Origin of the sequence: Stenotrophomonas sp. TWI700 (assembly GCF_039673645.1) — a bacterium.
GTDB classification, from domain to species: Bacteria; Pseudomonadota; Gammaproteobacteria; order Xanthomonadales; family Xanthomonadaceae; genus Stenotrophomonas; species Stenotrophomonas maltophilia_AA.
Genome location: NZ_JBDJMB010000028.1, coordinates 1 through 12,196 on the forward strand (window position 1 = coordinate 1; position 12,196 = coordinate 12,196).

At 67.7% G+C, this 12,196-nt stretch carries 8 protein-coding genes; all 8 read right to left on the minus strand.

Annotation, left to right across the window (positions count from 1 at the left end; translation table 11 throughout):
- Window positions 1-139: 139 nt before the first annotated feature.
- Window positions 140-2,515, minus strand: coding sequence for a penicillin-binding protein 1C (gene pbpC / locus ABE473_RS15960; RefSeq protein WP_346490178.1), 2,376 nt, complete (start codon window positions 2,513-2,515; stop codon window positions 140-142).
- Window positions 2,516-2,568: 53 nt separating this feature from the next.
- Window positions 2,569-7,488 carry an alpha-2-macroglobulin gene (locus ABE473_RS15965; RefSeq protein WP_346490179.1) on the minus strand — a complete coding sequence of 1,640 codons (4,920 nt, stop codon included), beginning with the start codon at window positions 7,486-7,488 and terminating at the stop codon, window positions 2,569-2,571.
- A gap of 131 nt (window positions 7,489-7,619) precedes the next feature.
- Entirely contained in the window at window positions 7,620-9,077 is a 1,458-nt protein-coding gene (locus ABE473_RS15970) for a bifunctional 2-methylcitrate dehydratase/aconitate hydratase (protein WP_346490180.1), read from the minus strand.
- A gap of 20 nt (window positions 9,078-9,097) precedes the next feature.
- Window positions 9,098-10,282, minus strand: coding sequence for a 2-methylaconitate cis-trans isomerase PrpF (gene prpF / locus ABE473_RS15975; protein WP_346490181.1), 1,185 nt, complete (start codon window positions 10,280-10,282; stop codon window positions 9,098-9,100).
- Window positions 10,283-10,286: 4 nt separating this feature from the next.
- Window positions 10,287-10,850, minus strand: a complete 564-nt coding sequence (locus tag ABE473_RS15980) for a hypothetical protein (protein WP_346490182.1) — start codon at window positions 10,848-10,850, stop codon at window positions 10,287-10,289.
- Complete coding sequence (locus ABE473_RS15985) at window positions 10,847-11,173, minus strand: type II toxin-antitoxin system RelE/ParE family toxin (protein WP_346490183.1); 327 nt, start codon at window positions 11,171-11,173, stop codon at window positions 10,847-10,849. The genes ABE473_RS15980 and ABE473_RS15985 overlap by 4 nt, the downstream gene beginning before the upstream one ends.
- On the minus strand, window positions 11,160-11,417 hold the full coding sequence (locus ABE473_RS15990) for a type II toxin-antitoxin system ParD family antitoxin (protein ID WP_346490184.1): 258 nt from the start codon (window positions 11,415-11,417) through the stop codon (window positions 11,160-11,162). The genes ABE473_RS15985 and ABE473_RS15990 overlap by 14 nt, the downstream gene beginning before the upstream one ends.
- Before the next feature lie 41 nt (window positions 11,418-11,458).
- Entirely contained in the window at window positions 11,459-12,163 is a 705-nt protein-coding gene (locus tag ABE473_RS15995) for a hypothetical protein (protein WP_346490185.1), read from the minus strand.
- Between the last annotated feature and the right edge of the window lie 33 nt (window positions 12,164-12,196).

Here is a 12,196-nt window from a genome sequence, read left to right on the forward strand (position 1 = left end):
GCACTACCGCTCATGGCGTGATGCCGGCCAACGGCCGGCACTACCGCTCATGGCGTGATGCCGGCCAACGGCCGGCACTACCGCTCATGGCGTGATGCCGGCCAGCGGCCGGCACTACCAGGTCCTGGGCAGCGCGACGTCAGCGCAGGATCCGGAACCGGACCTGCGTCCACGCACCATCCGCGGCCAATGCGGTCAGCGTGTGCTCGCCCACCTCATCGAAATCGCGCTGGAACAGCCGCGCGCCTTCGGTGCGGGCGATCCAGCGGTCATCCAGCAGCCAGTCCACCGTGGTCTCATTGCCCAGCGCACGCAGTTGCAGGCGCACGCCGTGTTCGGCATTCGGCGCGCGTGCGAGGGTCGCGCGGTCGTTCAGCCCCTCGATGTGCAGGGTGCCGCCACTGTCGCGGCCGTCCGCGCTGCAATCCGGCGACAGCACCGGCAGTTGCGAGGCCTGGCGCTGCGCCTGCGGCAGCCACGGCGACAACAACGCCGGCCAGCGTGCGATCTCACGCGACTCCGCCTCATGCGGCCGGCTGCACTCCGGCGACAGCCGCAGCCCCGTGCGCGCATCCACCTGGAAGCGCTGCAGGCCCGGCTGCCACAGCCGCGCATCGCGCTCGGCGAAGGTCGGCGGTACCGCGCCGTCCAGCACGAACGCCGGCATCCGCCGCTGGCACAGCGCGGGCGCCGTCTGCTCGGCCAGACCCCCGGTGGGCCAGCAGATATCGGCCTGCGCCACGCTCGCCGGCATCGGCGCCGCACTGGCATCGCCGGCCTGGCGCGGCAGACTGTCGATCACCTCGAACATCAGCGGCAACGCGGTCACCGCGCCGTACTGCCCGGGCAGCGGCGTGCCATCCGGACGCCCGACCCAGACGCCCACCGTGTAATGCCGCGTCGTGCCGATCGCCCAGGCATCGCGGTAGCCGTAGCTGGTGCCGGTCTTCCAGGCCACGCGCGGGCGGCCGGTGACGTCGAAGGTGCCCGCGCCATACCCCGGGCGGGGATTGGATTCGAGCATCTCGCGGGTGATCCAGGCCGCGCCCGGTGACATCAGGCGACGCTCGATCACCGCATCCTCGGCGGTGTAACGCACCCGCCCGGCGATGCCGTTGCGATTGAACGCGGCAAAGGTACCGACCAGGTCCTCCAGCCGCGCGCCGGTACCGCCCAGTATCAGCGACAGGTTCGGCGCACTTCCGTGCGGAAAGCGCAGGTTGATGCCCGCATGCGAGAGGCGTGCCGCGAAGCGCGCCGAGCCGACCCGGTCCAGCAGGTCCACGGCCGGCACGTTGAGCGACAACCGCAGCGCCGTGGCCACACTGACGGGCCCGTTGAAAGCCGCATCGAAGTTGCCCGGCCGGTAACCGCCGAAACTCTGCGGCGCATCCACCATCAGGCTTTCCGAATGGATCAGGCCATCATCCAGCGCCATGCCGTACAGGAACGGTTTCAGCGTCGAGCCCGGCGAGCGCCAGGCCTGGACCATGTCCACATGGCCGAGCCGTTGCTTGTCGCCGAAGGCGACCGAGCCGACATAGGCACGCGCCTCCAGCGTGCGGTTGTCCACCACCAGCAGCGCGGCCGAGGTGCGCTCGGGCAACTGCGAGAAGTACGACGACACGCGTTCCTCCAGCGTGCGCTGCAGGCCGATGTCCAGCGTGCTCTCGATCCGCGCCACCCGCGGCTGCGCCGAGCGCAGCCGCTGGGCCAGCAACGCCGCATGCAGCGGCGGCTGCAGGGCACGCGTGACCACCGGCTCGATGCGCGCATCGTCGACCTCCTCGCGTGACCACACGCCGAGCGACACCATCCGCTCCAGCACCTTGTCGCGCGCACGTTGCGCCGCTTCCGGGTGCCGGTCCGGACGCAGCCGGCTCGGCGACTGCGGCAGCACCGCCAGCAACGCCGCCTCGGCATGTGACAGCTGCGAGGCCGGCTTGCCCAGATAGGCCCAGCTCGCCGCCTCGACGCCTTCGATGGTGCCGCCGTAGGGCGCGCGTTCCAGATACAGCGCCAGGATCTGCGCCTTGCTCAGGTGCAGTTCCAGCTGCAGCGCGCGCAGCAGCTGCTTGGTCTTGCCCCATGGCGTGCGCGTATGCGGATCGAGGATGCGCGCGACCTGCATGGTCAGGGTCGAGCCGCCGGAGACGATCCGCTGTTCGAACAGCCATTGCTTGCCGGCGCGCAGCAGTCCCCACGGATTGATGCCCGGATGCCGCCAGAACCAGCGGTCTTCGTAGTTCAGCAGCGCCTGCAGGTACAGCGGCGAGACGCTGTCGGCGGAGGCCGGGTAGCGCCACACCCCGTCGGCATCGGCGAAGGCGCGCAGTGGCGTGCCATCGCGCGCGACGACCAGGGTGCTGGTGTCGCGCTGCCTGGGCAGCGGTGGCGGGAACGCAAGATCCATCACCAGCAGCAGCGCGAGCACCGCCGCCGTGCCCCAACGCAGGCAGGGCAGCACGTTGCGTCGTACGGAGGCCCACGACCGCTTGGAAAAATGAGACGTCATGTCCATTCAGCAGCGAGGCAGGCGGGCCGTCATCGCGACGGCCCGCCCTGCGATCAGGGCTGCACCACGGTCAGCGAGGCCGGGAGACTGCGACCCACGCCGCGCAGGTCGGGACGGTACATGTCCTCCACCAGCGGCGGCGGCACGCGATACGTGCCCGGCGTGACCGCACGCACCAGGTAGAACACCTTGGCGGTGCTGCCACGCGAGAGTTTCAGCGCGGCCACATAGCGGTCGTCGCGGAACTCTTCGTGCTTGATGTTGGCCGCATCGCCACGATCGTTGACGCTCAACCCGTCGACAACGACATCCGCCCACTGCTTGGCATCGCCCAGGTTGAAGTTCTCGATCTCCAGCCCGGCCGGCAGCAGATCGGTCAGCAGGGCATCGGGCATGTCCACGTTCGGGGTGACGCTGACCCGCACGATCAGGGCCTCGCCTTCCTTCAGCGGACGCGGCGTCCACGGCTTGCCGTCGGTGGTGTACCAGCTGCGCTCCACGCCGAGCGTGCGGCTGTCCGGTTCCGGCGGGTTGCGCGGAATGCCGGCCACTTCCAGGCTGGCGAACATCGGCGGCTCCCCCTGCGGGGTGAAGCGCACGCCCTTGGCCAGCGCGGCGTAGTCGAAGCTGCGGCCGAACATGCGGCGCGCCGAGATGCTCTCGCTCTCGCCACCGACCACCAGCTCGCCGGACACCAGCTTCTTCTGGTTGGCCGACAGCGCCTTGCCCATGCGCGCCAGCGCTACCTGCTCCTGGGTGCTCAACCACATCCAGCCGCTGTTGCGGCGGGCGTCCAGCGCGCGGCCGAGATCGACCGCGCGTGCATCGTAGGCCGGCTTGGACAGCTTGCGTTCGTGCAGCAGCGCGATCATCAACGCGTCATCGCGCACCGCGCTGCCGTAATCGCCGAAGTAGGCCGGACGGTCGTCCGCGCTCTTGGCAAAGCCGGCGGCAATGGCCGCATCACCGCGCTTGTGGTCGCCCTGCAGGGACAGGGCGATGCCCAGGTGCACCAGCGACAGGCCGGTCAGCGACTTGCTGCGCTCGTTGTCGTACAGCGCACGCAGGGTACCCAGCGGCGCGCGGTTGACCCGGGCCAGCACGTAGCCCGAATAGGCCTGGTTGGCGAACTTCAGGTTCTCGCGGCGGTCCTCGCCATAGAACTGGTTGCCGCCGGACAGCAGGTCTTCGCTCAGGCGGTTCAGCGCCTTCTGCAGCACGTTGTCCGGTACCGCGAAGCCGGCGTCCTTGGCGTCGAGCAGGAACTCGGCGATGTACGGCGTCAGCCACGGATTGATGTAGCCGTCGTCGCCCCACATCGAGAAGTTGCCGTTGGCCACCTGCATCGAGGCCAGGCGGCCGAACGCACCTTCCATGCGCTCGCGGCGGGTCTTGGCATCCAGCCCGTCCGCACCCAGCATGGCCGAGGTCGCTTCATCCAGCATCAGCGCGGCATAGCCCTTGCTGGTGGTCTGCTCGGCGCAGCCATACGGATAGTTGAGCGCGCCGTTCAGGGCACTGGCGAAGGGAATCGGCGGCAGCGCGCTGACCAGCATGCGTGCGGTCACCGAGTCGTTCATCAAGCCGTCGGCCAGCCCGGCTTCCATCGTGACGGCGGCCAGCGGATCCAGCGTGCGGGTCTGTGCGCGCAGCACCTGCGGCCACGCCGCACGGACCGGCAGGTCATAGCGGCGATCGACCTTGAAACCGTTGCCGTCCACGCGTACGCGGACCTTGGCTACCGTGTAACCCTCGCGCGCGGTCAACGGGAAGCTCAGCGTGCTCTTGGCGTCGGCGTTGAGCTTGAGCGTGCGGCTGGAGTCGCCCAGGGTCAGCGGCCCGATGCCATCTACCTGCACCTTGAACTCGCCCGGCCTGCCGGTGAAGTTCTGCACGTCCAGGGTGACCGTGCTGGTATCCCCGGGCGCCATCACGCGCGGCATGCTGGCTTCGGCCAGGATCGGCGCGCGCACCACGGTCTCCACATCGCGCTTGCCGTACTGGTCATCGGCGTACACCAGCGCCGAGACGCGCAGGGTGCCGTTGAAATCCGGCACCTTCAGCGCGATCCGCGCGATGCCCTTGGCATCGAGCTTCACCGGGCCGGAGAACAGATCCACCGTCTGCACGCGCGCGGTCGGACGCTTGGCCTGCGGCATCGCGGCCAGGGCCATGTCGCCACCGAACTTCAGCTTGCCGCTGCTGCCGTCGAAGCTTTCGATCACACGGCTGTAGATGTCATACGCATCCACGCCCAGGCGACGCTGCGCGAAGAAGTGCGCGGCGGCATCGGGAACCGGGAAGCGGGTGATGTTGAGGATGCCCACATCCACGGCCGAGACCGTCACATGCGCGACCTTGCCAGCCAGCTGCGGGGCACTGACGGTGACCGGCAGCGTCTGCTCCGGGCGCATCTGCTTCGGTGCCACCAGGCCGACCGCGATCTGGCGGGCCTTGCGGTTCATCGGCACATGCACCACGCCGACCGCACGGGCCGGGGTGATCTTGCTCGGCGCACTGCCACCACGGAACACCAGCGCGGTGATGTAGACGTCGTGGCGTTCCCACTCGGCCGTGACCGGAATGTCGTAGGTGCTGCCTGGCTTGGCATCGATGTCCTGGACGTAGAGCATCTTGTCGCTCTCGACCATCAGCACGCCCTTGCCGGCATGCGGCGGGGTCACGGTGACGCGCACGGTGTCGCCGGCCTTGTAGCCGGTCTTGTCCAGCGCCAGCTTGACCTTGTCCGGGCGCGCATCCAGGCCGCGGTTGTCGTCGTTCCAGCTCCAGCCGGCGTTGAACGGATAGCGGCTGGTCAGCCCGGTAGCCGGGTCGAACACGTCCAGCCGGTACTCACCCCACTCCACCGGGACATCAACACCGACCGCCGCGCTGCCGGCATCGACGGTGCGGGTGTCCTTGTTCTCGAAGCGGCGGGTGAAGTCGTAATCCCAGCGGTTGTCGTTGAAGGTCCAGTGGTAATCGCGCAGCTCGCGCACCAGCGTGACCTTCAGGCCCTTGGCCGGCTGCGGCTTGCCCGCCGCGTCCACGCGCATCAGTTCGAAGCGCGCGTTGCTGTTGGCATCCGCGCCATCCTTGGGGTTGAACAGTGGGCGCACGCCGACCAGGGCCGCGGCCGGCCACATCACCCGCTTCAGGGTGCGGGTCACGGTGCGGCCACCGGTTTCATACACGCTGCCGGACAGCACCACGGCGATCGGTGCGGTCGGCTTGACCTCGGCCGGCAGCTCCACGTCCTGGCGCAGCGTGCCGTCTGCCGGGAACTCGGTATCGATGACGTCGCGCGCCTCGCGCGGCAGCGCGGTGGTCGGATCGCCGAAGAAATAGCCCGGCAGCGACTCCACCGGCGACTGCTCGGCCGCCACGGCCAGGCGAGCGGTAAAGCGGTTGCCGTCGGCCGGCGCGCCGTACAGATACGCGGCGTCGGCCTGCAGCTTGAGCGGCTCGCCCGGCTTGAGCGTCTTCTGTGCGCTGTCCAGGTCCAGCTTCATGCGCTCGGGCAGGAACTCTTCGATGCGCAGGGTCATGCCCTGGATCGCTTCCTTGCTGGCCGGATTGGTGCGGAACTCCACCTGCCAGCGCCCGGTCGGCGCCTCGGCCGGAATCAGCTGCTCGAAGCTGAAGTAGCCCTGCTCGCCCGGGGTCAGGCGGGTCTCGCGGAAGGTCTTGCCGTCCGGCTGCTTGAGGCGCAGGAAGACGGGCTGTGGCTTCACCGGCTTGCCGTCGTTGTCGCGCAGCAGGGCCGAGATGCGCACGGTCTCGCCGGGGCGGTACAGGTCGCGGCCCGACCAGGTGAACACGTCGAACCAGGCATTGTCGCGCCCGGCCACGGCGAACTCGCTCAGGTCCAGCGCGGGCTGGTTGAACGGCAGCATCGAGGTATCGCCGCCACTGCTGGCGATCAGCACATGGCTGGCATCCAGCGTGTAATTGAGCAGCGCATTGCCGTTGCCGTCGGTCGCGCCCTTGAGCACCACCTCGCCCTTGCCATCCAGGATGCGCAGCTCGATCTTCTTCAGCGACGCCCCGCTCTGCAGCGAGGCCGTGTGCACGAACAGCTTGTCCTTGTAGGCGCGCGTATGCAGGCCGATGTCGCTGACGGTGAAGAAGGCGGTGTCGTACTCACCTTCGAACGAACCGCTGCGCTTCATCACCGCGAAATACAGGCCGGGCTGCTGCAGCTCCTTGATGTCCTGCGTCGGCAGGTAGGTGAGCACGCGCTCGTTCTGCTTGCCGCCGATGACGAAGCGGTTCACGTAGACCGGCTCGGCCAGCTTCGACATCGGCGTCTTGTCGCCGTAATCGCTGTCCAGCTCCCAGCTGCCGCGGCGGCCGCCACGCTGGTACTGGCTGAAGAAGTTCGGCAGTTCCTTTTCGCGCACGCGCAGGAATTCCACGTCCACTTCCGGCACGTTGACCGAGACCACCGGCAGGCCGCGGCTGTCCTTGGCCGGCAGCACGCTGCCCTGCGAGGCGAACCCGGCCACCGGCTTGAGCTCACCGGTGAAGACCTTCTGGCGCAGCTCCTTGCCGATCCGGCTGCCATCGGCGGCAAGCAGGTCGGGCGAGACGATCAGCGCGTATTCCTTGGCCGCCTCCACGAACGGATAGCGCAGGGTCTTGCCGTCATCGGACAGCGACCAGCTGCTGTCCTCGGTGCCGACCTTCTCGGCGAAGCGGACCAGCGTGTCGAAGTCCTGGGTGCCGACCAGCGGGCGCGAGAACTCCAGCGCCAGCGACAGGCCATCGCTCTTCTGATCGGGGTAGGCCCGGACCAGGGTGAACTCGGTGACCGCCTCGGCCTTGGCCGTGATCGGCGCGCCGGACGGCGCCGGCAGCTGGCCGCTGTCGTTGCGCTTGCAGCCCCCGACGCCGATGGCCAGGCCGGCGACCAGCGCCAGGCCCGCGATTCCTTTCCAGCTCCACTGCCCGAACCGCCTGAGGCTACCCATGACGTCACTCCTTGAACAAGGCCGCCAGTATACGGGGCGTCCCCGCTCGTTCGCGGGCGACCCCGGGCGATCCGGGCGTCATGGGCGGCGGCCAGGGCCACGGCCAAGGGCAGCCGACCAACGGTCGGCGTCTACCCGGCCACGTAGAGGTCCACATACTCGTGCACCGGCATCGCCTCCAGCGCCACCGGGTCCAGCGACGCCTCCAGGATCCGGCGCTGCTGCACGGTCGGGAACACCCCGGCCAGGTGCCGGCGGAACTTGTCCTCCAGCAGCGGGATGCCCTCGGCGCGGCGGCGGGCATGGCCCAGCGGGTACTCGACCACCGCGTCCATCGTGCTGCCATCGGTGAAGGTCACCTGCAGCGCGTTGGCGATGCTGCGCTTGTCCGGGTCGATGTAATCCGCGGTGAACCGGGGATCTTCCACGCAGGTGATCTTCGCCCGCAGCGGATCGATGCGCGGATCGGCAGCGACGTCGTCCTCGTAATCCTCGGCGACCAGGCGGCCGAAGATCAGGCCGATCGCCACCATGTACTGCACGCAGTGGTCGCGGTCGGCCGGGTTATGCAGCGGGCCGGGCTTGTCGATGATGCGCAGGCAGGCCTGCTGGGTGCGCAGGGTGATCTGCGCGATGTCATCGCTGCGCTTGCCGCTGGCGCGCATCTGCGCGTGCAGCTGCATCGCCGCCTCGACCGCGGTCTGGCCATGGAACTCGGCCGGATAGCTGATCTTGAACAGTACGTTCTCCATCACGTAGCTGCCGTAAGGCCGCTGGAAGCGGAACGGCTGCCCGCCGAAGGACACATCGTAGAAGCCCCAGGTCGGCGCGGTCAGCGCACTCGGATAGCCCATCTCCCCGGCCGCGGCCATCAGCGACAGGCGCACCGCACGGCTGGTGGCATCACCGGCCGCCCAGCTCTTGCGCGAGCCGGTGTTGGGCGCGTGCCGGTAGGTGCGCAGCGACTGCCCGTCCACCCAGGCCAGCGACAGGGCATTGAGCATGCGCTCGCGATCCAGGCCCAGCATGTGCGAGACGACTGCGGTGGAGGCGACCTTGACCAGCACCACGTGGTCCAGCCCGACCCGGTTGAACGCATTCTCCAGCGCCAGGCAGCCCTGGATCTCATGGGCCTTGACCATCGCGGCCAGCACATCGCGCATGGTCAGCGGCGCCCGGCGCAGCGCCTCGGCATTGCGGCTGAGCCAGTCGGCGGTGGCGAGGATGCCGCCGAGGTTGTCGGAGGGATGCCCCCACTCCGCCGCCAGCCAGGTGTCGTTGAAATCCAGCCAGCGGATCATCGCGCCGATGTTGAAGGCGCCCTGCACCGGATCGAGCTCGAAGCGGGTACCGGGAACGCGCGCGCCGTTGATCACCCGCATGCCGGGCACCAGCGGTCCGAGCAGCTTGCTGCAGGCCGGGAACGAGAGCGCCGCCAGTCCGCAGCCCAGCGTATCGATCAGGCAGTGCCGCGCGGTGGTGTACGCCTGCGGCGAGCTGACCTGGTAGTCGCGGACGTAATCGACGATGTCGGTCAGGACCGTGTCCCATGGCGGGCGCTGGTTGCTGTGGCTGTCGTGACCGGACATCGCGTTTCTCCTGTTGGGTATTACAAGGTAGTGGCAGGCACCCGTACCGCACCGTCCATCAAGACGCGGGCGCTGCGGCTCATGATGGCCTTGGTGACCGTCCACTGACCGTCAACGTGCATCGCCTGTGCACCCACGCGCAAGGTGCCGGAGGGATGACCGAAGCTCACCGATTCACGCTCACCACCGCCGGCGGCGAGATTCACCAGCGTGCCCGGAATCGCGGCGGCAGTGCCGATGGCGACCGCGGCAGTGCCCATCATCGCGTGGTGCAGCTTGCCCATGGACAGCGCGCGCGCATGCAGGTCGATCTCGCCGGCGGCGATCTGCCTGCCGCTGGACGACACGTAGTCCTGCGCCGGCGCGACGAAGGCGACCTTGGGCGTGTGCTGGCGGGTCGCCGCCTGTTCGATCGTCTCGATCAGGCCCATGCGCACCGCGCCGTGCGCGCGGATCGCTTCGAAACGCGCCAGAGCCGCCTTGTCCTCGTTGATCGCCGGCTGCAGCTCGGTGCCCGTGTAGCCCAGGTCAGCCGCGTTGAGGAAGATGGTGGGAATGCCGGCGGTGATCATCGTGACCTGGAAGCTGCCCACGCCGGGCACGTCGAGCGTGTCGACCAGGTTGCCGGTCGGGAACATCGCCCCGCCCTCGCCGTCATCGGAGGGATCCAGGAACTCCAGCTGGATCTCCGCGGCCGGGAAGGTCACGCCATCCAGCTCGAAATCGCCATCTTCCTGCACCTGGCCGTCCACGATCGGCACGTGCGCCAGGATGGTCTTGCCGATGTTGGCCTGCCAGATGCGTACGGTGCAGACGCCATTGTGCGGCATCCGCGCCGGATCAATCAGGCCGTTGCTGATCGCGAACGGGCCCACCGCCGTGCTGAGATTGCCGCAGTTGCCGGTCCAGTCGACAAACGCGGTCTCGATCGAAACCTGCCCGTACAGATAATCCACGTCGTGCTCCGGCACCGACGGTGCGGAGATGATCACGCACTTGCTGGTGCTGGAGGTCGCGCCGCCCATGCCATCGGTGTGCTTGGCGTACGGGTCGGGCGAGCCGATCACGCGCATCAGCAGCGCGTCGCGCGCCGGACCGGGCACCTGCGCCGCGGCAGGCAGATCGGTCAGCTTGAAGAACACACCCTTGCTGGTGCCACCGCGCATGTAGGTGGCGGGAATGCGGAGCTGGGGGAGATGGGTCATGGAATCATGTCCGTGCAGGATTGACGGGGAAGAGAGGTGTCTGTGGCATCAACCGCTCTCGGGCCAACGCCAACGGGGTCTTGTAATCGTGTGGCCCGGACGGCGGATGGGAAGAATGTTTGGAAGGAAGGAATAGCCCTTCCCAACAATGAGCCGCAGCGTCGAATTTGCTTTTTGTTCCATGATCGAAGGTCTCGGCGAGGTCAAGCTTTCGCTCCTTCAGCGACCCCACCAGACTGCGATCACGCGTGGCACCACAGTGAAAGCCGCCCTTGAAGCCTCGAATCTCGGCCTCGACGGCTTTTCCCTGCAAGTCGAATTGATTGCACAGCACCTCGAAGTGAAGCTGTGCATGAAGACTCAGTCTGACGAGGTCGGCCGCCAGCCCCGGGAGGACCATGACCACGCCAGTGTCCGCGTTCATCAGCACCACATGAGGGTGCCGCTTCCATATCAGGAGATCCGCGTACCACTCGCCCAGCGGATTTCGTTGGGGTTCGGGCTCCTCTGGCTTGGCCGGATACTTCATCCGTTTGAGGAGCGATGCAGTGCATCGGAGGACGGTCATGGCGTCTGATCCATCAATGCATCCAACCCGCGTGAGGCATCCCAGACGCGAAGGATGTCAACGCGGTCCGGGTGCTCGAGGTAATAGATCAGATAGCGATCGAAGACGGGCAACACCACGAAGCGCAGCGGGACCGGAAGCTCCTCACTGACCCAGGCATGCCCAGCCGATCCGGCCCCGGGAAACGCTGCGATCCGCACCAACGCGGCACCCACCGCTGCAATGAAACGTTCGCCCAGCGCCAACCCGCCCTGGCGCGCGAACCAGAGCGCAGCGTCGGCCACGTCCTGTTCCGCGCGTGGCCGCCACTCAATCGGCGTCACGGTCCAACCGTGCCGCCAGTTCCTGGCGCATGCGCTCGAAGGTTGCCGGGGTGACCGGGACACTTGGGCCAGACGCCAAGCCCTCCGCAATCAACCGGCGCAGCAGCTCTTCGGCCTTTTGCCGCTGGCGCTGGCGGATCAGGTCGCGCACGTAGTCGGACGTACTGGAGTACCCCCCTTGGCTCACTTCCTCATCGACAAACTGTTTGAGCGGATCGGTGAGCGAGATGTTCATCGTGGCCATGACCAGACCTCTTTGGCAATTTTTGCCATAAAAGTGTGCACTTACATCTCATTGATCGCAACTCCGCCTCGTTCATCCCGCCGCTCCACTATTTCGGCCGCCGCACTACGACGCTCCCAGCGAAACAGCCACAGGATGATCAGCTTGGTGCTTCCGCTGACCACGGCCAGCAGCAGCAACGGCCAGCCCAGACGCAAGCCCATGGCGAAGGCGAACACTATGGTGGAGATGTCCATCAGCAGGATCAGCTGGCTCATCCGCAGCGACACCGCGCCGGTGCGGCCGGAGCGCCAGATCAGCAGGATCTGGTGCGCATAGCCCTGGGCCAGCAGCGCGGTAACGGCCACGATCATCGCCGAGGCGAGCACGCGACCCTCATCCACGTGACGCTGCCCCCACACCAGGCCCAGCAGTGCGCACAACAGCGCCACGCACGCCACGACAAGGCTGGCGGTCGCAGCGCGGCTGCGCCGGTCCGTCCAGATCTCTCTCAGGATCAGCAGCACAAGCACCGAGGCAAGCAGGCGCGGCCACACGATGAAGTGGTTGAACGGCTGGATGCTGTAGCCGTAGACGAAGAACGACAGGTAGGCGAGGAAACTGACCGTGAACTGGTTGAGCGACAGGATATCGGTGGCGATTGCGCCCGCCGTCGCGCTCGCGCGGCGCTGCCACACCTTGCGCAGCTGGGCCCACACACCCACAAGGCTCAGCAGGATGAAGGCGGTATTGATCGCGCCCGCCACGGTGTAAAACATGTCGCCGGCTGTCCCGGTTAT

Bases quoted from the DNA above. Each gene is read 5' to 3' on its own strand.
- pbpC (WP_346490178.1), bottom strand. From the start codon at position 2,515: ATGACGTCTCATTTTTCCAAGCGGTCGTGGGCCTCCGTACGACGCAAC.
- ABE473_RS15965 (WP_346490179.1), bottom strand. From the start codon at position 7,488: ATGGGTAGCCTCAGGCGGTTCGGGCAGTGGAGCTGGAAAGGAATCGCG.
- ABE473_RS15970 (WP_346490180.1), bottom strand. From the start codon at position 9,077: ATGTCCGGTCACGACAGCCACAGCAACCAGCGCCCGCCATGGGACACG.
- prpF (WP_346490181.1), bottom strand. From the start codon at position 10,282: ATGACCCATCTCCCCCAGCTCCGCATTCCCGCCACCTACATGCGCGGT.
- ABE473_RS15980 (WP_346490182.1), bottom strand. From the start codon at position 10,850: ATGACCGTCCTCCGATGCACTGCATCGCTCCTCAAACGGATGAAGTAT.
- ABE473_RS15990 (WP_346490184.1), bottom strand. From the start codon at position 11,417: ATGGCCACGATGAACATCTCGCTCACCGATCCGCTCAAACAGTTTGTC.